Annotated in this window: 15 protein-coding genes and 1 pseudogene; 5 read left to right on the forward strand and 11 right to left on the reverse strand. The window is 59.8% G+C overall.

Features of this window, described 5'->3' with window-relative positions:
- Positions 1-90: 90 nt before the first annotated feature.
- The 3 genes from ACYZT3_RS18405 to ACYZT3_RS18415 all read right to left on the reverse strand — a co-directional run bounded on the left by ACYZT3_RS18405 (position 91) and on the right by ACYZT3_RS18415 (position 6,205).
- Positions 91-3,765 (reverse strand): translocation/assembly module TamB domain-containing protein, encoded by a 3,675-nt coding sequence (locus ACYZT3_RS18405; protein ID WP_462030430.1) that lies wholly within the window; start codon positions 3,763-3,765, stop codon positions 91-93.
- Entirely contained in the window at positions 3,762-5,489 is a 1,728-nt protein-coding gene (locus tag ACYZT3_RS18410; protein ID WP_282376598.1) for an autotransporter assembly complex protein TamA, read from the reverse strand. The genes ACYZT3_RS18405 and ACYZT3_RS18410 overlap by 4 nt, the downstream gene beginning before the upstream one ends.
- Positions 5,490-5,554: 65 nt before the next feature.
- On the reverse strand, positions 5,555-6,205 hold the full coding sequence (locus tag ACYZT3_RS18415; protein ID WP_282376597.1) for a GNAT family N-acetyltransferase: 651 nt from the start codon (positions 6,203-6,205) through the stop codon (positions 5,555-5,557).
- 176 nt (positions 6,206-6,381) lie between these two features.
- Here ACYZT3_RS18415 and xthA point away from each other — a divergent pair, with 176 nt between their 5' ends.
- Together xthA and ACYZT3_RS18425 are read left to right on the forward strand one after the other, a co-directional pair.
- Positions 6,382-7,194, forward strand: a complete 813-nt coding sequence (gene xthA / locus ACYZT3_RS18420; RefSeq protein WP_282376596.1) for an exodeoxyribonuclease III — start codon at positions 6,382-6,384, stop codon at positions 7,192-7,194.
- An 81-nt stretch (positions 7,195-7,275) separates the two neighbouring features.
- A complete protein-coding gene (locus ACYZT3_RS18425; RefSeq protein WP_462030431.1) occupies positions 7,276-8,616 on the forward strand; it encodes a substrate-binding domain-containing protein in 1,341 nt (446 codons plus the stop codon).
- Between the two features lie 405 nt (positions 8,617-9,021).
- On the opposite strand, the gene ACYZT3_RS18430 is transcribed toward ACYZT3_RS18425, so the two are convergent.
- The 3 genes from ACYZT3_RS18430 to ACYZT3_RS18440 form a co-directional block, all read right to left on the reverse strand.
- Complete coding sequence (locus tag ACYZT3_RS18430; protein WP_282383495.1) at positions 9,022-10,080, reverse strand: IS110 family RNA-guided transposase; 1,059 nt, start codon at positions 10,078-10,080, stop codon at positions 9,022-9,024.
- A 149-nt stretch (positions 10,081-10,229) separates the two neighbouring features.
- A complete protein-coding gene (locus tag ACYZT3_RS18435) occupies positions 10,230-10,748 on the reverse strand; it encodes an ankyrin repeat domain-containing protein (RefSeq protein WP_201112685.1) in 519 nt (172 codons plus the stop codon).
- Between the two features lie 111 nt (positions 10,749-10,859).
- Entirely contained in the window at positions 10,860-12,698 is a 1,839-nt protein-coding gene (locus tag ACYZT3_RS18440) for a long-chain-acyl-CoA synthetase (protein WP_462030432.1), read from the reverse strand.
- Positions 12,699-13,042: 344 nt separating this feature from the next.
- Here ACYZT3_RS18440 and ACYZT3_RS18445 point away from each other — a divergent pair, with 344 nt between their 5' ends.
- Positions 13,043-13,321 carry a DUF3509 domain-containing protein gene (locus tag ACYZT3_RS18445; RefSeq protein WP_008146103.1) on the forward strand — a complete coding sequence of 93 codons (279 nt, stop codon included), beginning with the start codon at positions 13,043-13,045 and terminating at the stop codon, positions 13,319-13,321.
- A gap of 241 nt (positions 13,322-13,562) precedes the next feature.
- Here the strand turns inward: ACYZT3_RS18445 and ACYZT3_RS18450 are convergent, their stop codons facing one another.
- The 4 genes and pseudogenes from ACYZT3_RS18450 to aroC form a co-directional block, all read right to left on the reverse strand.
- Positions 13,563-14,108: a 1,2-dihydroxy-3-keto-5-methylthiopentene dioxygenase gene (locus ACYZT3_RS18450; RefSeq protein WP_462030433.1), complete on the reverse strand. Its 546-nt coding sequence runs from the start codon at positions 14,106-14,108 to the stop codon at positions 13,563-13,565.
- A 20-nt stretch (positions 14,109-14,128) separates the two neighbouring features.
- Positions 14,129-14,224: pseudogene (locus ACYZT3_RS18455) on the reverse strand (methylthioribulose 1-phosphate dehydratase); the annotation flags it as partial.
- Positions 14,225-14,244: 20 nt separating this feature from the next.
- Entirely contained in the window at positions 14,245-15,390 is a 1,146-nt protein-coding gene (locus tag ACYZT3_RS18460) for an MFS transporter (RefSeq protein ID WP_462030434.1), read from the reverse strand.
- 34 nt (positions 15,391-15,424) lie between these two features.
- Positions 15,425-16,516, reverse strand: a complete 1,092-nt coding sequence (gene aroC, locus ACYZT3_RS18465; RefSeq protein WP_462030435.1) for a chorismate synthase — start codon at positions 16,514-16,516, stop codon at positions 15,425-15,427.
- 83 nt (positions 16,517-16,599) lie between these two features.
- On the opposite strand from aroC, the gene ACYZT3_RS18470 reads away from it, so the two are divergent.
- Positions 16,600-17,610 (forward strand): alpha/beta hydrolase, encoded by a 1,011-nt coding sequence (locus ACYZT3_RS18470; protein WP_462030436.1) that lies wholly within the window; start codon positions 16,600-16,602, stop codon positions 17,608-17,610.
- A 99-nt stretch (positions 17,611-17,709) separates the two neighbouring features.
- The gene (locus tag ACYZT3_RS18475) at positions 17,710-18,501 is read left to right on the forward strand and encodes a hypothetical protein (protein WP_282376570.1); all 792 of its coding nucleotides are present in this window, start codon (positions 17,710-17,712) and stop codon (positions 18,499-18,501) included.
- A gap of 51 nt (positions 18,502-18,552) precedes the next feature.
- Here the strand turns inward: ACYZT3_RS18475 and prmB are convergent, their stop codons facing one another.
- Entirely contained in the window at positions 18,553-19,461 is a 909-nt protein-coding gene (gene prmB, locus ACYZT3_RS18480) for a 50S ribosomal protein L3 N(5)-glutamine methyltransferase (RefSeq protein WP_282376569.1), read from the reverse strand.
- Positions 19,462-19,480 lie beyond the last annotated feature (19 nt).

Raw genomic sequence — 19,480 nt, forward strand, 5'->3', positions numbered from 1 at the left:
GCTCAGCGTCACATTCGGAAGCGGACGCGGAGCGTCCAGTGAGGCATTCCCACGCGGAGCGTGGGAACGATCAGGCGAAGAAAGGTGGGGTTAGAAATCCCGCTTGTAGAAGATGTCCAGCGAACTGGCCACGCCGCCGGCGGCTTCGAGGTAGACCTTCTTGCTCAGCTTGTAACGCAAGGCGATGGTGTTGGCCGGTTCGAACACGCCCACGCCATAACGCAAGCTGAGTTTCTCGGAGATATTGCCGCTGGCCACTACGCTGGTTGCGTTGCCACTGCCCTGAGTGTCGAGCTGGAAGTCTTGAATACCCAAGTCCTTGGCCAAGCCGCTGGTCACCCCCGAGCTGCCCATCAACCCCAACCCCAGCGCGGCTTGAGCGAGCATATTGTTGTCCTCACCGCTGGTGCTCAACGGGCGCCCCAACACCAGATAGGACAACGCCTGCTCCTGGCTCATGGCCGGCTCCGAGAAGATTTGTGTCGTCGGTTGCTCGGCGCTGCCGCTCAGGCGAATGCCGGCGATCACGTCGTCAGTCTGGCGAATCGCTTCGATGTCCAGATACGGCTGATCGATGGGACCTGCAAACAGCAGCCGCGCACGGCGCACCGTCAATCGCTGACCGTAGGCACGGTATCGCCCATCGTTGAGCCAGAGTTCGCCGCGGGTGTCCATGTTATCGCCGATGTGCACGTGACCTTGCAGGTTGGCAGTCAGTCCAAACCCGGCAAAGCTGAGCTTGTCCTGCCCAACCACCACATCGATGTCCATGGCCATGGCCATCGGCGGTTTGCCCGCTTCGGTCTGCTGGCCGACGATCACCGTGTCATCGGACACCTTGACCGTCGACGGCGGCAGCTCACGCACGGTGATCTCGCCTTTTGGCACCAGCACCTTGCCGGCGATCGCCAGTTTGTCGTCCTTCATCGAGATCTTCAGGTCCGGCGCCATTTCCAGCTTGGCGTACGGCTCGAGAGTAACGGGCAATTGCGTGCCTTTGAGCGCCAGATCCACCACCAGTGCCTGACCCCAGGCGATGTTGCCGCTCAAGGTGCCCTGCCCTGTCTTGCCGCTTTTCCAGCCGCCGTTCAATTGCACGGTTTCGCCGGCAATCACGGCTTTAAGTTGCAGCGCTTCGATATCCATCGGCAGTTCAGGCCCGGAAATCTCGCCGTCGCTGAGTACCAGGTTGCCGTTGACCTGCGGCGCCAGCAGCGTACCTGCAAGCGTGCCGCTGCCATTCAAACGACCGGTCAGCTTCTCGACCATCGGCACAAACGGCCGCGCCACGGACAGGTCCAGACCACTCAAGCGGAACGAGCCGGTCAGTGGTTTGTCCTTCGGCAACGGATTGATCTGCACCTGGAGCATGAGCTCACCGAGCTTGCCGCCGACAAAGTTGAGGTCAGTGTCGATGCGCTTGGGGGTGAGTTTGCTGTTGAGTTTCAGGGTCTGGTACGGGAAGTCCAGCCACTGGTCTTTCTCCTTTATGCGCAACGTGCCGCCGCTGGCATCGACGCTGATCTGGCCGTTCGGGCCGCTGGCCGGCAGGTCCAGTTGCAGGTCGGCGTTGAGCCGGCCCTTCCAGGCGAAATCTTTCGGCAACCATTGCGCGAGGCTGTCGATCGGGAACTGTTTGAGGTGATAACGCAGCTTCGGCTCAGGCATCAGGCGCTGATCCTCACCGCACAGGCTGGCCGGGCCGGACGTCCAGCAGTGGGCGCCTAAATTGACCTTGCCGTCCGCCAGCCGCGCAAGCTTCGCCGGACCTTGCAGCTTCCAGTCCTGACCGCCGGCCTGGATGTCACCGCTGGCCAGCCGCCCACGCCAATTGCCTTTATCCAGATTGCCATCGAGACCGAGGGCCAGTTTCAGCTTCGGTCCTTGCAGATCGAGGGCGAGTTTCTGGTTTTTGATATCGCCCTGGCCGCTGGCAGTCAGCGTCCCCAGTGACGTCTCACCGGCCTGAATGCCACTGCCCTTGAGATCGATTTTCGCGCGCTGCGCACTGTCGAGGGTTGCCTCCAGGTTCAGGCTTTGCAGGCGATTGTCTTCGAACGCCAGTTGCGTGCCTTGCAGCCCGAGCTTGCCTTGCGGCGCCTTGAGCGTCCCGGCGACATCGACGCGACCATTGAGTTGACCGCGCAGTTGCGGCCAAAGCTGGGCCAGGCGCGGCAGCTTGATATCGATCTGGCCGGCGAGTTTCTGTTGCAGGCTGCCTTTGCCATTGATGCTGTTGTCGCCCAGACGAATCTGTAGCGCGCTGAGGTTCCATTGCTCGCCGCCGCCATCGGCTTTTGCTTGCAGAACGGCCGGTTGGCCGCGCAATTTGCCTTTGAGATCGAGGTCGGCGGTGAGGCTGAGTTTTTCATTCTTCATCTCGCCTTTGCTGCGCAACGGTCCGGCCAGCGTGCCCGGCAACTCCGCGACCCAGTACGCCGGGTTGATCGCCGACAGGTCCAGCGCGGTGTCCCAGGCAATGCCCTCGGCGAATTGCAGGTTCAGGTGCCCTTCGGCCTTGCCTTGCCCTGCTTCGAGTTGAATGTGTTGGAGATAGATTTTCGTCAGGTCGCCGCTGAACGGGCTGGTCAGGCTGAACGCTCCGGCCGGGCCGTCGAGTGCGGCTTTGAAGCTGCCGAGGTACTTGCCGTCGGTGTAGGAAACTTCACCGTTGAAGCTGCGCAACGCCACTTCTGGCTCGTCGATCAGCGGATAGAGGCGATGCCACGGAAAATCCTGCCAGTCGATTTTCGCTTCGGCACTCAGGCCTTTGCTCCAGTCCAAAAGCCCTGTGAGTTTGAGGCTTCGCTTGTCGTTGGCCGTGAGGTCCAACCCGGCGATCTGAGCGCCGTTGGCGTCGACCTTGCCTTGCAACAACAGCGCAACCGGGCCCAGTTCTGCGGGCAACGTGGCTTTGCCAAGCAACTGGTAACCGTTTTTCAGGTCGCCGTCGCCGGTCAGTTCCAGTTGATTGAGTTGCAGGGTGTCCGGCAGATCGGCACTTGGCTTGAAGCCGTCAGCGGTGATCCGCACCTTGGCCGGCAGGTTGTCCACCAGCGGTTGCAGTTCACCGGTCAGTTGACCGTTCAGGTAACCGCTGCTGTCGGCTTTCAGGTTCAGGGTTTTCAGCAGATCGCCGTCGACCTTCAGGGCCAGCGTCCAAGGCTCGGTGCCAGGCGCCGGCAGGGTCAGTTTGCCTTCGGCGGTCAGCGGCCAGTTGCCGCTGGGTTGCAGCAGGCCTGAAAGATTCAGGCTCAGCTCATCCCTTTGCAAATGAACAGAGTCGATCTGCAAGCCTTTGGCCGTCCAGTGCGCCGCCAGTTGCAAACCCTTGAGTTCTTCGCTGCCGTTGAACAGCAGGCTGCCGACCTGGACATCGCCCAGCTCGATGGCCAAGGGCAACTTCAGATCCGGGAGACTGATCGGCCCGCTGCCTTCTTCTTCCGTACCGGGCGGGAATTGCAGGCTGACCTGATCGGCTTTCAATTGCGAGATACACAGGGTCATACGCGTCAGGCACAACGGCGACCAGGCGAAAATCGCCTTGTTCAGCTCAACCCGGCTGCTGTCCTGCTGCCACACCAAATGGTCGGCACTCCACTGTCCGCCCAGGCGACCCTGGAAATTGTCCACGGTCAAACCCGGCACAAACCCCAGCGCCCATCGGTTGCCCGCTGCAGTTCCCAGCACCGTGGCCAGCGCCAGGATGGCCAGCATCAACAGCGCCGAAATCGCCGACAGCGTTATTTTCAAACCACGATTCACAGCTCAGGCCCCATGGAAAAGTGCAGTCGAATGCCGCCGTCGTCGTCCATCGCATGGGCCAGGTCGAGGCGTATCGGCCCCACCGGGGAGACCCAGCGCACGCCGATACCGACACCGGTCTTGAGGTTCGGCAGTTCGAGGGTGTTGAAGGAGTTGCCTTGGTCGATGAAAGTCGCTACCCGCCATTTTTCGGCGACGGAGTACTGATACTCGACGCTGCCGGCGATCATGTAGCGGCCACCGATGCGGTCACCCTCGGAGTTTTCCGGGGACAGGCTCTGGTAGTCGTAGCCGCGCACGCTCTGATCGCCACCGGCGAAGAAGCGCAACGACGGCGGCACCGATTTGTAGCCGTTGGTGGCGCTGCCGCCGACCTGCACCCGACCGAGGAAGCGGTGCTTGTCGAAGACCGTGGTCAAGCCTTTCACCAACGCGGTGCCATAGACCAGATTGGTGTCCGAGCCCACACCTTCCTTGGCCACTCTGGTCTCGAATTCCAGGCGATAACCGTTGTGCGGGTCGATGCGGTTGTCGCTTTTCAGGTAGGAATAGCTGACGCCAGGCATCAGCAACGTGCTGAGCCCCGAGTCGTCGCCGAGCCTGTATTCCTCGCGCTGCCACTTGAGCGACACCACCCGCTGCCAACCGCTGGGCAGCTTGCTGTGCCACTCCGGGCCGACGGTCAGCAGTTTGCTGAGGGAGTCCTTGTCGGCGATTTCTTCGTTCTGATAGCCGCCGGCGAACCGCAGTTTGTCGGTCAGCGGCGGGTCCAGTGGAATGTCATAGAACACACCGACGTTCTGTCGTGGTGCCGAGACTTCGGTCTCCCAGCCATAGCTGTGCCCCTGAGGGTTGACCCAGTGCCGGGTCCAGTTGGCCTTGACCCGAGGGCCGACGTCGGTGGAATAGCCCAGCCCCAGGCCCATGGTCCGTGGTTTGCGGGTTTCGAGTTTGACGTCTACCGGGATCACATCGTTCTTCGACGCTGTCGGCGCCGCATCCACCCGCACACTGTCGAAATAGCCGCTCGATTGCATGGCCTGATTGAGTTCGGCGATCAGTTCGGAGTCATAAGGCGCGCCGGCCTTGAACGGCACCATGCGTTGCAGCAGGTCTTCGTCAAACGGCGTATCACCCTCGAAACTGACCTTGCCCAGTGAATAGCGCGGGCCGCTGTTATAGATCAGTTCAATGTCGGCAACGCCGGCTCGCGGGTCGACCGATAATTTCTGGCTACTGAAGTGCCCGCTGAAAAAGCCATAGCGCGAGGCCTGGTTCTGAATCAGGCGCTTGGCGTCTTCGTAATGGCCATGGTTGAGCACTGCGCCGGTTTTCAGCGCATTGCTTTTGGGTACACGAAAGGATTTGAGGGAGGCGGCCGGGCCGTCGATGCGAACAGTGACATTGCGCAGATGGACAGGCTCGCCGGGATCGATGGTCAGCACTAGGCGCGGCGTCTTGCCACCCTTTACATCCGTGTCGATCTGCGGCTGGTAATAACCCAAGGCCTGGGCGGCCTTGCGCGCCTGTTCTTCGGCGCCACGACTGAAGCGCAGCAAGGCTTCCTCGTCACGATCGCCGAGGCTGCCGATATAGCCCTCTATATTGGCTTTCAGTTCATCGTTGGACGGTTTGATCCGAACATCCAATTCACTTTGCGCCAGCGCCGCGCAGCTGGTAATCAGCATCAGCACGCCGCTGGTAATTCTTCCTGGAAACTTCATAGGCGCGGATGCTATCACGAGCTTGGGAGCGTGATAGAGCCTGGTGTGCCGTGAAAGTTCTACCTTTATGCCGTTGCTGTTTGTAACACCTGCGGGTTGGCGTGAAAAAACACGTGCTCGCGAATCGGTCCTACGGCGACCTCACCGATTTCCTCATAACCCTGACGCTTATAGAAATCCAGATAACGAGGATTCCCGGTATCGAGAATCACGCCCTCGGAGTGCTCATCCACCGCGCACCAGTTGTGCACCGCTTGCAGCAATTGTTCGCCGAAGTGTTTGCCCTGGAATTGCGGATGAACCCCCAGCAACGGCAGCACGTGCACCGAGTCGGACGGCACGCAAGCCATTACGGCATCGTGATACTCAAGATAGCGACGGGTGCAGCGAAACCCGGTGCTGAGCACCATGCGCAGACGCCAGGCCCAACTTTCGGTGATGCCCAGGCGACGTTGCGGCGGCGCGATCAGCGCGATGCCGATCAACCGGTCGTTGACCAGCAGGCCGATGGCCGGCAAGTCCTGAAGAAAGTGTTGTTTGACCAGCTCACGCACGGTGGCGCGGACCCGCTGTTCATAACCGGGACGTTCCGCTTCGAACAGGTAGCCGAATGTCGGCTCATGCCGGTAAGCCTGGTACAACAGCGAACGTGCTTCGCGGGAATAACCGTTGTCGAGCATGTGGATATCGGCGATGGCGGTCGAGGTTTCGGGCATGACGGTAGATCTCCCCTGGGCGAGGCTCAAAAAGGCCTCGTTCTTATTGGTACGAGCCTTGCGCAGTCGCGATCGTTCCCACGCCCCCAGACATTAGCAGCGCATTCGGACTACTGCCACGCTGGCCCCATTCCTACATGTCAGCTAGCATCGCCCTTTTGCCAGGACTGCCGACCATGAAGATCGTCTCCTTCAACATCAACGGGCTGCGCGCTCGCCCCCATCAGCTGGCGGCGCTGATCGAAAAGCATCAGCCAGATGTGATCGGACTGCAGGAAACCAAGGTCCACGACGACCAATTCCCGCTGGCTGAGGTTCAGGCGCTGGGTTATCACGTGTATTTCCACGGGCAAAAGGGTCACTACGGCGTCGCCCTGCTCTCGCGTCAGGAACCGATTGCCTTGCACAAAGGTTTCGCCACCGATGAAGAAGATGCACAGCGCCGCTTCATCTGGGGCACTTTCTCCGACGCCAATGGCGTGCCGGTGACCATCATGAACGGCTATTTCCCACAGGGTGAAAGCCGCGATCACCCCACCAAGTTCCCAGCCAAGGAACGTTTTTACAGCGATCTGCAGCAACTGCTGGAAAGCCAGTTCAGCAACGATCAGCCGGTGGTGGTGATGGGTGACGTGAACATTTCCCCGCAAGACTGCGACATCGGTATCGGCCCGGACAACATGAAGCGCTGGCTGAAAACCGGAAAATGCAGCTTCCTGCCAGAAGAACGCGAGTGGATGGCCCGCTTGAAGAACTGGGGCCTGGTGGACAGCTTCCGTCACTTGAACCCGCAGGTGACCGATCGTTTCAGCTGGTTCGACTACCGTAGCCGCGGTTTTGAGGATGAGCCCAAGCGCGGGCTGCGGATTGACTTGATCATGGCGTCCCACGGGTTGTTGCCTCGCGTGAAGGATGCGGGGGTGGATTACGAACTGCGCGGGATGGAAAAACCGTCGGATCACGCGCCGATCTGGCTTGAGTTGAGCTGATCATCTTTTTGATCTGTCATCTTTCAGAAACCTTACTGACTTATTCTCCCGGCACTCCCTTTGGCTTTATAAGGTGCCGGTATGACGCTGCGCGTGTTGTTCCTGTTGATGCTGTGCGCCTGGCTGCCGCGGACGGCTTCGGCTGGCGATTTGCCGACGCCCGAACACGGCCCGGTGCTGCGCATCCAGGGCTCCAATACCATCGGCGCGGCATTGGGGCCGGCGCTGGTTGAGGGGTTGATGCGCGAACAGGGCCTGCTCAAGGTTCACAGCGAAGCCCCAGACACAGCCAACGAACTGCGCGTCGTCGGCGAAACCGTTCAGGGCCGCCGGGTCGTGGTGGACGTCGCGGCCCACGGTTCCAGCACCGGTTTCACCGCCCTGAAAACCGCCACGGCCGATCTTGCCGCCTCCTCACGCCCGATCAAGGACAGCGAACGGGTGGACCTCAAACCCTTGGGCGACTTTAAAAGCCCCGGCGCCGAGCAGGTCATCGCCATCGATGGCCTGGCGATCATCCTTCATCCGCACAATCCGTTGAGTGAACTGAACACCGAACAACTGGCGCGAATCTTCAGCGGCGAGGCGAAAACCTGGGAAGAACTCGGCGGTACCGGTGGGACGATTCATCTCTATGCGCGGGATGACCAATCGGGCACCTACGACACGTTCAAGGAATTGGTCCTCAGCCGTCGTGGGAAAACGCTGAGTAGCGCTGCGAAACGTTTCGAATCCAGCGAGCAATTGTCCGACGCGGTCAGCCTCGACCCGCAAGGCATCGGCTTCATCGGCCTGCCTTATGTGCGTCAGGCCAAAGCCGTGGCGATTGCCGATGGCCCATCCCAAGCCATGTTGCCGCTCAACAGCCTCATTGCCACGGAAGACTATCCGTTGTCCCGCCGGCTGTTCTTTTACCTGCCGCCCAACGGGAAAAATCCCTGGGCCGAAGCCTTGGTGGCGTTCGCCCAAAGCAGCAAGGGTCAGGCGATTGTCGCCGCCAATGGTTTTATCGCCCAGACCGTCCAGGCCATGACTGTCACGCCGAATGCGTTGATGCCGGAGGGTTATCAGGCGCTCAGCCGTCACGCCCAGCGATTGTCAGTGAATTTCCGTTTCGAAGAAGGCAGTGCGATGCTCGACAACAAGGCCCGGCAGGACCTGTCGCGGGTGTTCGACTATATAAAGCAGCGTGACAAAACCAATCGGCAGGTGACGCTGGTGGGGTTTGGCGACGCCAAGAGTGATCCGGCCCGGGCCGATCTGCTGTCGAAACTGCGAGCCATGGCGGTGCGGCGGGAACTGGTGAAAAGCGGCGTGGTGTTTCGCGAGATTCGTGGTTTTGGCGCCGAGATGCCAGTGGCGGCCAATAGCGCGGATGAGGGGCGAATCAAGAATCGGCGAGTTGAGGTTTGGGTGTATTGACGGTGTGTGTAGCAGCTGTCGAGCTTGCGAGGCTGCGTTCGGCGGCGAAGCCGTCGCAAACCCTGCACACGCGATCTACCTGAAAGACCACATCGCCTGATTTCACGACGGCTTCGCCGCCGAACGCAGCCTCGCAAGCTCGACAGCTGCTATGTATGGACTCGCCCCCACTGTCTACCCGCTTTTGAAAAACCGCCGCCCCGTTGCATCTATGTATTAGGCCTATTCGAGGAAACCGTCTTCGGCTTCTGGCCAAAATTGGAAGAGCTCGTGGTATGCCGATTACAGTCAGGCCTCGAAGGCCAGTAGCAGCTAAGGCATCAATCCACGCCGGTCTTACCTGGGGTCAATTTTTTTTCAGCAAAGGGCCGGACAGTTAGTACCTCGGTGGCAGAACTCTGTCGCTCAGTGGCTCATCGTCGCTTGCTGGCCATCACCAGCCTGGCGACGATAAGTCTGGTCATTCTGTAGAAGCACCCAGACGATTCGCAGGTTGCGGTTGGCTAACCTGACCGCAGCCTCCTTACGGCCCAGTCGGCTCATCCAGCGCAACAAGCGGCGGTCATCGGGTTGCTGGGAATCAGGTCGTAGTTGTTGCAGTACCGCATGAGCTCCCTGGATCATCAGGCTGCGTAAATAAACATCGCCTCGCTTGGTCATGTCCCCCAGCCGGACCGTCTGCCCGCTGCTGTGCTGGTCAGGCACCATGCCAAAGTACGCGGCAAACTTGCGGGCATTGGGAAATCGCTCAGGCTTGGTTTCCTTGGCCACCAGTGCCGTGGCAGTGACTGGGCCGATGCCGCGCACAGTCATCAGTCGCTTCGCCGTCATGTCGGCGTTGGCGGCCACTTCCAGGCGCCCCGTCAGCACGCTGATGCGTTCGCCCAAATGGCGCCACTCGGCCAACAGTTCGTCGATCAGTTCACGCAGCAGGCCCGGCACCGGCTGGGTGGCATCTTCCAGTACCCGCGGAATTTTCTGGCTGATCGCAACATCGCCCTGCGCCAAGGCCACGCCGTGCTCGAGCAGCAGGCCGCGCATCTGATTACTCACCGCCGTGCGTCGACGCACATAGCCTTGGCGGGCGCGATGCAACGCCTGCATTGCCAGCGCCGCAACGCTTTTGACCGGCACTGCGTAGATCTTTTCATCGCGACCAGCCCGCAGAATCGCCAGCGCATCGTTGCGATCATTTTTAGGCCCGCTGCGATGGGTGGCCACCAAACCGGCTGGAAGAATCCGCGCCAGATTGCCTTGCTCTTGCAACTGCCGGGCCCAGGCTTGAGCACCCGGACCGGTCTCCATCAGAACCACGACATGAGGCGGCAACTGGCGGAGAAACTCATAAAACGCCTCGCGCGACTTGATCCGTCGCTCGTAGTGCACCTGGCCGAAGACGTCTTCACCGGCGACCTGAAAGACCTGCTTGGCCAGATCGACCGCCACAGTTGTGCAGGCCGACAAATCGGAAGAAGACAGGGATTGATCAATCGAAGTATGCTTTTTCATGGACTCGCCCTCGCTGTCGTTGGCTGTTTAGACTGCCACCGTGGCGCATTGACGCCTCGGCTTGGGCGAGTCCATCCAATTACACGGCGGCTACAGGGTGCAAATCAGCCAAGCAATTTCTCAAGCTGCGCCGTGGTGTCCACCGCGCCCATCGTCTTGGCGGCATCCAGCGCCGATACACCATTGGCGTCCTTGGCTTTCGGGTCGGCGCCTTTGCTGATCAGGTAGTCGACGATTTCGACGCGATTGAACATCGCCGCCATCATCAGCGCGGTACGGCCATCGAAGGACGAGCCCTCCACTTGCGCGCCACCTTCGACCAGTGCCTTGACCACCGCCAGATCACCCTTGAACGCCGCGCCGGCAATCGGGCTCTGGCCGTTGTCGTTGCGGATTTCCGGATCAGCCTTGTGTTCGAGCAGGACTTTTACCGTCTCCACATGGCCGTGGTACGCCGCCAGCATCAGCAAGGTATCGCCTTTGTGGTTGCGCAGGTTCGGCGGCAGGCCCTTGGTCAACAGCGCAGCCATCATGGCCGCATCGCCCTCGCGCGCTTTGTTGAATACCTGTTCGGCAAATTCAGCGGCTTCTTCGGGGGTCATCTGGCGGCTTTGGTCTGACATTGGGGACTCCACTTTCTGTTAATCGCAAAGCCGACAGTTTCCCGAGCCGCTCCGAGGCTGTCACTTCTTTTTTCTCATGGACCGCCATAGCCACATTCAATAGCGCTGCATTCAATAACGAAAAGCGCCGCCGTGAATATCCGCCAGCAACTGCGGAGTGACCTGCACGTAAGTCTGGGTCCCGGGCAGCCAGGCATAGATTGGATCGTCGCCGGTTTTTCCGGGGTCGAAGGCTTCATCCTTGAGGCGAGTCTTCTGGTATTTGAAGGTCCCGGTGGTCTCCATTTTCACTTTCACTCGCAGGAACAAAGGCACCGCATAAGCGGGCAATTGCTCACGAGCGAAAGCCAGCAACTCACTGAAATCCAGGGTCGCCAGGGACTCGGCCGGCGTAATCGCCGCCATCCCGGCACGCCCGTTGGTGTTCTGGATCTCCACACCGTAGGCCACGGCCTCGGAAATATTCGGGTGTTGCAGAAGGATGTTTTCGACTTCGGTGGTCGAGACGTTTTCGCCCTTCCAGCGGTAGGTGTCACCCAAACGGTCAACAAACTGAGCGTGGCCAAAACCGATGTTGCGCAGCAGGTCACCGGTATTGAAGTAGCGGTCGCCCTTCTCGAACACGTCGTGGAGCACAACCTTTTCGGTCTTTTGCGGATCGGTGTAACCGTCGAGCGGTGCCTTATCGTCAATCTTCGCCAGCAACAGCCCTTTCTCGCCTTTGGCGACTTTGCGCATGAAGCCCTTGGCATCCCGAATCGGCGCGCCGCTGTCGTGGTCGTAGGCCGCCAACTCCCATGACATCAGGGAAAAACCGACGGTGTTATCAAAGTTCAGGATGTTGGTGAAACCGATATTGCCGTCGCTGGCGGCGTACAGCTCGCAAATATGGTTCACACCGAATCGCGTCTTGAACTCGCCCCACGCGCCGGGGCGCAGGCCATTGCCAATCATCTTCGTCACGCCGTGCTTGCTGTCGTCGACACTGGGAGGTTGATCCACGAGGTAGCGGCACAATTCGCCGACGTAACCGAGGGTGGTCGCGCGGTACTGGCGCACATCGTTCCAGAATTGACTGGCGCTGAACTTGCGGCGAATGGCAAAGCCCGAGGCGCCACTGATCGCTGAACCCCAGCATACGCACAGCCCGGTGGCGTGATAGAGCGGCAAGGTGCAATAGACGACATCTTCCGGGCGCATATCCAATGCGATCAGCCCGAAGCTTGCGCAGCTGCGCATCCAGCGGCCGTGCTTGAACACCCCGGCCTTGGGCAAGCCGGTGGTGCCCGAGGTGTAGATATAGAAACAAGGGTCGTCGAAGAAAATCTGTTGGCTGCTGGCGGGATTGTCGCTGGAAGCGTCAGCACTGGCCGTCATCAGGTCAATGAACCCGTCGGGCGCAATGCCCGGTTGAGTGACGGTGTCTTGATCGGCGACGAACCAGGTGCGCGCCGCCTCGATCGACACCCGTTCGCGCACCGCCGAAAACGCCGGGACCAGCTCTTCTCCGACAATGACCGCCGCGGGTGCCACCAGGTTGAGGCTGTGAGCCAGGGTATCGCGGGTTTGCGAGGTATTGAGCAAGGCACTGATCGCACCGACCTTGGCCACCGCCAGAATCGTCACCAACAGTTCCGGGCGATTTTCGATAAAGATCGCCACCCCATCGCCCTTGCGGATGCCTTGGGCAATCAGATGATGGGCGATGCGGTTCGCCCACTGGTTGACCTGAACATACGTCAGCGCCCTCTCGCCCTGCAGCAATGCCGGGCCATCGGGATTGCGCAACGTCGCTTGCTCGAAGCACCAGCCCAGGCCACACGGTTGGGTCGGGTCCTTGACGTTGGCAACTTTCATGCCCTTCACCACTCGAGGAATGGCCCTGGCAATGGAAGGCAGCTTGCGGAGCATCATGCCCCAGGTAATCGTGTCGTTCGGCGTGCGGCTCATGGTTGCTCCCGGTCGATCTTTTTATTGTTCGGGCGGCGTTGATTGAGGCCGAAAATACGTCAGCGGTTCCTGAGCTGTACACGCGGTTTTTGAAATGATTTGTATCCACGGCTGCGGCATTCGAAATCGTGAGCTCGCGCTGGGCAATTGGTTCCATCGAATCGATGTCGACCACGCAAAATGCAGGATGCACGATGGCCATTCATGCAGATTGCACGAAAGTGCAAAAACACTGAAAAACTAACTAATTGATATGTAAGGATTTTTAAAAAATCAGGTGCTGGCACAATCACTGCAACTACCTCTGCATGCTTGCCATTCAAGAGCTAACGGAGCTGATAGACATGAACCTGATCCAAGAAAAATTTTCGTCCCTGTTCTCCAACTTCGAAGTAACCACCCAGCCACGTCCCGACGGTGGGATTCTGCTGACCTTGAGCAGCACCGACGGCAAAGTCTTCAAACGTTCGATTTCCTACCAGCAATTGCATGCCGGTGATCAGTTGTCGTGGGTGATCAGCGCGATTCGCCGTGACATTGCCGAACAGGCCAGCGAACTGCCGCAGATCTCTATGCTGCAAAGCCAGCAGCGGTTTGCCCTGCCGACTTATCACTCGGTATAAAACCGTATCGACGCTGTAAACGATCAGGCCGTGAGAGCTTTCGCTTCACGGCCTGAATTATTTGTGGAGTTGCGCAATCCCTGTAGGAGCAGAGCTTGCTCGCGAAAGCGGTGTGCCATTCCATATTGCTGTTGCCTGATATACCGCTTTCGCGAGCAAGCTTCGCTCCTACAGAGTATGACCAATGGCTTGGGTAATACGCCCTTCGATATCGGTGAGAATCGCTTTGACCGGCATGGGCTCAGTCCTCGAGACGCGGGAAGCGGCTGGCAATGTCTTCGCCGGTGAAGTTGGCCACCCAGCCTTCGGCGTTGTTGAACAGACGGATCGCGACGAAATGCGGATGCTCGCCCATGTCAAACCAGTGAGGGGTACCGGCAGGGACCGAGATCAGGTCGTTTTTCTCGCAAAGCACCGCGTAGACGTAATCGTCGATGTGCAGGGTGAACAAGCCACGGCCGGCGACGAAAAACCGTACTTCGTCTTCGCCATGGCGATGTTCGTCGAGGAACCTGGCGCGCAATTCAGCTTTTTGCGGGTGATCGCTGTTCAGGCTGATCACATCGACGGTGATGTAACCACGCTCGGTCATCAGCGTGTCGATTTGCTCCTGGTACGCGGCGATCACTTCTTCGTGGCTGGCGCCGGGCTGGATCTTCGCCGTGGCTTGCCAACGGTCGAAACGCACGCCCTGTTCGGCCAGAGTCGAGGCGATGTCTTCGAAATGCGTCAGCACCTTGTTGGGCAAGTCAGGGCTTGAGACGTGGTAAACGGACAGGCTGCTCATCAGGGCAACTCCTTAACGGTTCATGCTTTACGGTTCAAGAGCGAGCGTGTCTTCAGCTCGCACTCGAACAAAAATTCAAAGGCTTCGATCTGCCGCAGTGCATCGCTCATGCGCGCGAGCTGTTCACGGGTAAGGCTCATGGCCTGTCCTCTTGCATACGCGTGGCAATGATAACGGCTGCCGCAAAGGCTGCGAGGCTGGCAATACTAAAGGTCAATGTGGCGCCGAGTACATTCCAGCTATAGCCGGAATACAACGCGCCCAGCGCACCGCCGGTGCCGGCCAGTGCGGCGTACAATGCCTGGCCCTGCCCCTGTTGGCGCGCGCCGAAGCTACGTTGCACGAATTGGATGGCAGCCGCGTGAAAGCTACCGAAAGTCGCCGCGTGCAGAACCTGGGCAAACAACAGCACCCAAAGGAACTCAGCGAACGAACCGAGCAACAACCAACGCAGCGCTGCCAGCAGAAAACTCGCCAGCAACACCCGTCGCACGGAGAAACGCGCAAGGATCTTGCTCATGGCCAGAAACATCAAGACTTCGGCGACCACGCCGACCGCCCAGAGCATGCCGATCAGCCCACGACTGTAACCGAGTCGCTCCAGGTGCAAGGTCAGAAAGGTGTAATAAGGACCGTGGCTCACCTGCATCAGCGCCACACAACCGTAAAACGCCAACACTCCGGGACTGCGCAACTGTTTGAGGAAACCGTCCCCCGCCGGTCGCTCACCCTGAACCGGTTGAGCGTTGGGCACCCACAGGCTGCTGACGACAATGCCAGCCATAATCAGCACCAGCGCCAGAGGATAAATGTCGAGGCTGAGCCATTCGAACAGCCTGCCGAGTGCAACCACGGTGATGATGAAACCGATGGAACCCCACAGGCGGATCTGGCTGTAACGGTGAGTCTGGCCCTGCAAGTGCGCCAGCGTGATGACTTCGAATTGCGGCAACACCGCGTGCCAGAAGAACGCGTGCAAGGCCATGACCATCGCCAGCCAGGCGTAGGTCTTACTGACGAAGATCAGTGAGAACGTCAGCAGCGTACAGACCGCACCGAAACGCACGATCGCCAGGCGCTGGCCGGTGTAATCGCCGAGCCAGCCCCAGATGTTCGGCGCCACACAGCGCATCAGCATCGGGATCGCCACCAGCTCGCCGATGCGTGCGCTGGAAAAGCCCAGGTGATCGAAGTACAGCGCCAGAAACGGCGCTGTCGAACCCAGCAAGGCGAAATAGAACAGATAGAAACTGGAGAGCCGCCAGTACGGGAGCGCCGCCACAGTCGTCAGACCGCAGCGGCTATGAGGTCAGCCATTAGAGCTGACCCAGCACCGGCGTGCTCACGCGCACGTCCAGGTTCTGGCCACGGTGACGCAGCAGGTGATCCATCAGCACGATGGCCATCATCGCTTCGGCGATCGGCGTGGCGCGGATGCCAACGCACGGGTCGTGGCGCCCTTTGGTGACGACTTCCACCGGATTGCCATGGATGTCGATGGAACGGCCCGGCGTGGTGATGCTCGAGGTTGGCTTGAGTGCCAGGTGCGCGACGATCGGCTGACCCGACGAAATGCCGCCGAGAATCCCGCCGGCGTTGTTGCTGAGGAACCCTTGCGGGGTCATTTCATCGCGGTGCTCGGTGCCGCGCTGGGCAACGCTGGCGAAACCGGCGCCGATTTCCACGCCTTTGACCGCATTGATGCTCATCAGCGCATGGGCCAGTTCGGCGTCCAGGCGGTCGAAGATCGGCTCGCCGAGGCCCGGCATCACGCCTTCAGCGACCACGGTGATCTTCGCGCCCACCGAATCCTGGTCGCGGCGCAACTGGTCCATATAGGCTTCCAGCTCCGGGACCTTGTCCGGATCAGCGCTGAAGAAGGCGTTCTCTTCCACCGAATCCCAGGTCTTGAACGGGATTTCGATCGGGCCGAGCTGGCTCATGTAGCCACGAATGACGATGCCCTGAGTGGCCAGGTATTTCTTCGCAATCGCACCGGCGGCCACGCGCATGGCCGTTTCACGCGCCGAACTGCGACCGCCGCCACGGTAATCGCGCTCGCCGTATTTGTGATGGTAGGTGTAATCGGCGTGGGCCGGGCGGAACAGGTCCTTGATCGCCGAGTAATCCTTGGACTTCTGGTCGGTGTTGCGGATCAACAGGCCGATGGAGCAACCGGTGGTGCGCCCTTCGAACACGCCGGAGAGGATTTCGACTTCGTCGGCTTCCTGGCGTTGGGTGGTGTGGCGGCTGGTACCGGGTTTGCGGCGATCCAGGTCACGCTGCAGATCCTCCAGAGAGATCTCCAGGCCCGGCGGGCAGCCGTCGACAATGGCGACCAACGCCGGACCATGGCTTTCGCCCGCGGTGGTGACAGTGAACAGCTTGCCGTAGGTATTGCCGGACATGCAGGACGCTCCGTGAAATCGAACCAAATACGTAATGCGCGCCAGTATACGCAGGCTACCCAACTAGTTCATCCTCGAACCTTATGGGTGCCTGCGAGTCCAACCGGCATCTTGTTCATGATGGCGTGATGATGCTGCGAGTTATAGCCTTGAGCCTTACCCTGTTTACCGGCCTGCTCTCCAATGTAGCCCAGGCCACAGTCCTGCAACGTCCCATCACTTTAGACACGGGCACCGGCGAGCTTTTCGGCTCGTTATTGCTGCCCAAGTCCGACACGCCGGTACCGGTTGTCCTGATCATTTCCGGCTCCGGTCCTACGGATCGTGACGGCAACAACCCCGACGGCGGACGCAACGACAGCCTCAAGCGTCTCGCATGGGTACTGGCTAAACACAACATCGCCAGCGTGCGTTATGACAAACGCGGCGTGGCGGCGAGCCTTGCGGCGACCCCGGACGAACGCAATCTGTCGGTTGAAGCCTATGTGGCCGACGCCGAGGCCTGGGGCCGGAAGCTCAAAACCGACCCGCGCTTTGGCCAGTTGATCCTGCTGGGCCACAGCGAAGGCGCCTTGATCGCCAGCCTCGCGGCGCCGAGCCTTGACGCCGCCGCGGTCATTTCCATGTCCGGCAGCGCCCGGCCGATCGATCAGGTGCTGCGCCAACAATTGAGCAATCGCCTGCCGCCACCGCTGATGCTGCGCAGCAATGAACTGCTCGACAGCCTCAAGGCCGGCCACACCGACGACAACGTGCCGCCGCAGTTGCAGGTCATTTTCCGCCCGAGCGTGCAGCCGTATCTGATTTCACTGTTCCGCCAGGACCCGGCAGCGGCGTTCGCCAAGTTGAAGATGCCAGCGCTGATCATCCAGGGCAGCAACGACATCCAGGTCGGCGTCGGTGACGCCAAAATGCTGAAAGCCGCCAAACCGGATGCCGAACTGGCGCTGATCGAAGGCATGAACCACGTGATGCGCATCGTGCCCAACGATGTAAAACGGCAATTGGCCTCTTACAAAGATCCGCAATTGCCACTGGCGGCCGAACTCGGCACGCGAATCCTCGGGTTTATTGACGGACTTCGCGCCCGTTAAGGGCTGTTTGCCCTCCAGTTCGGAAAAAAACGGCCGATAAGCCTTTGTCGCCAGCGTTATGACTGGCGGCAAGCAGAGCTTGGACAGGATCTCGCCGTTATGACTGATACCCAGACTTCACCCGACACCACCGCTGAAAAAGACGCACCACCAGTGGTAGAGCTGCCGTGGGCGGACGTCCACGTCGAGCACCACAAGATGCTCCGTCTGGCGCCGTTGCAGACCGACCGCAACACCGGTGGGCGGCCATTGCGCTTTGTTGAGTTCGGTTACGCCGAACGCAATAACAAGGAACGCAGCCTGATGCGCATGAGCATCAAGTTGCCCGGACAGCGCGTGCGCAAGGAACAGAATCATCTGGATGTGTGGGTCGATCACACCACCAAGCGGGTGCACTTCGGGCCTGACAGCGGTTTGCAGATCGAACCGATGAACCGTGGCATCGGTCGCTTCATGGCCGCTCAGGGCATTACCTGGGCGAAAAAGAGATGGCCCGGTTACACCGTCGACGGCACCGACTTGAACAACAAGGACGCGCTGAACGAAGACACTCGCCTGCGTCGCGATCACTTTTTGCGGATGCATGGTTTCGATGTGGTCTATGCCGACCCGCAGCATTTGAAGGGCAGCGTCAAAGAGGTGCAGGTCGGCGACCTGCTGGCTGACTGGAACACGGAAAAATTGCAGGTCGTGGAAATTCTTGAGGCGGCGCAGATGCTCCAGCAAGCCGAGCAAAATCTGGCCGAGCAGGAAGTCAAACTCAAGAAGCACGAAGAAAAGGTCAGTAAGTACAAGCGCGAAGACGCCGGGCTGCGCTTTACCATTACCTGTCTGGTGGCGTTTGCGGTGTTTCAGGCCGGGTTGCTGATCTGGATTGCGACACAACGTTAACGGCTATTTGTGGCGAGAGGATTTATCCCCTCGCCACAGATGCCAGTTCAGTCAGACGCGGGAAGCGAACAGTGCCTGATGACCGCGGCACTGCTCCGCCGTCAGCATGAACACGCCATGTCCACCGCGCTCGAAATCGAGCCAAGCGAAGTCGACTTCCGGGTACAGCGCCTCAACGTGAACCTGGCTGTTGCCCACTTCGACAATCAGCAAGCCCTTCTCGGTCAGGTGATCCGCCGCTTCGGCGAGCATCCGGCGCACCAGGTTCAAACCGTCATCACCGCAGGCCAGGCCCAGCTCCGGTTCGTGCTGGTATTCGTCCGGCATGTCGGCGAAATCTTCCGCATCAACGTAAGGCGGGTTCGACACAATCAGGTCGAAACGCTGCCCCGGCAAACCATCAAATCCATCGCCCTGCACCGTGTACACCCGCTCATCGACGCCATGGCGCTCGATGTTCTGGTTGGCCACTTCCAGCGCTTCGAACGATAGATCGGCCAGCACCACTTCGGCGTTCTGGAACTCGTAGGCACAGGCGATACCGATGCAGCCGGAACCGGTGCACAGGTCTAGAATCCGCGCAGGGTCGGTACCCAGCCACGGCGCAAAACGCTTTTCGATCAGCTCGCCGATGGGTGAACGCGGGATCAGCACCCGCTCATCGACGATGAACGACATGCCGCAGAACCAGGCCTCGCCCAGCAAGTATGCGGTCGGAATGCGTTCTTCGATACGACGCTTGAGCAAGCGTTGCAGATTGACCAGCTCATCTTCTTCCAGATTGCAGTCCAGATAGCTGTCGGCAATTTCCCACGGCAGGTGCAGCGCACCCAACACCAGTTGACGGGCTTCGTCCCAGGCGTTGTCGGTCCCATGGCCGAAAAACAGATCCTCCCCATGGAAGCGGCTGACGGCCCAACGGATGTGGTCGCGCAGGGTACGAAGTCGGGAAGTGATCACGGGGGCAAACTCCAGAAAA

This window comes from Pseudomonas sp. MDT1-16 (assembly GCF_054898115.1).

What these genes read in the sequence shown, in the direction of transcription:
- ACYZT3_RS18410 (WP_282376598.1), bottom strand. Translation starts at nt 5,489, where the DNA reads ATGAAGTTTCCAGGAAGAATTACCAGCGGCGTGCTGATGCTGATTACC.
- ACYZT3_RS18415 (WP_282376597.1), bottom strand. Translation starts at nt 6,205, where the DNA reads ATGCCCGAAACCTCGACCGCCATCGCCGATATCCACATGCTCGACAAC.
- xthA (WP_282376596.1), top strand. Translation starts at nt 6,382, where the DNA reads ATGAAGATCGTCTCCTTCAACATCAACGGGCTGCGCGCTCGCCCCCAT.
- ACYZT3_RS18425 (WP_462030431.1), top strand. Translation starts at nt 7,276, where the DNA reads ATGACGCTGCGCGTGTTGTTCCTGTTGATGCTGTGCGCCTGGCTGCCG.
- ACYZT3_RS18435 (WP_201112685.1), bottom strand. Translation starts at nt 10,748, where the DNA reads ATGTCAGACCAAAGCCGCCAGATGACCCCCGAAGAAGCCGCTGAATTT.
- ACYZT3_RS18440 (WP_462030432.1), bottom strand. Translation starts at nt 12,698, where the DNA reads ATGAGCCGCACGCCGAACGACACGATTACCTGGGGCATGATGCTCCGC.
- ACYZT3_RS18445 (WP_008146103.1), top strand. Translation starts at nt 13,043, where the DNA reads ATGAACCTGATCCAAGAAAAATTTTCGTCCCTGTTCTCCAACTTCGAA.
- ACYZT3_RS18450 (WP_462030433.1), bottom strand. Translation starts at nt 14,108, where the DNA reads ATGAGCAGCCTGTCCGTTTACCACGTCTCAAGCCCTGACTTGCCCAAC.
- aroC (WP_462030435.1), bottom strand. Translation starts at nt 16,516, where the DNA reads ATGTCCGGCAATACCTACGGCAAGCTGTTCACTGTCACCACCGCGGGC.
- ACYZT3_RS18470 (WP_462030436.1), top strand. Translation starts at nt 16,600, where the DNA reads ATGGGTGCCTGCGAGTCCAACCGGCATCTTGTTCATGATGGCGTGATG.
- ACYZT3_RS18475 (WP_282376570.1), top strand. Translation starts at nt 17,710, where the DNA reads ATGACTGATACCCAGACTTCACCCGACACCACCGCTGAAAAAGACGCA.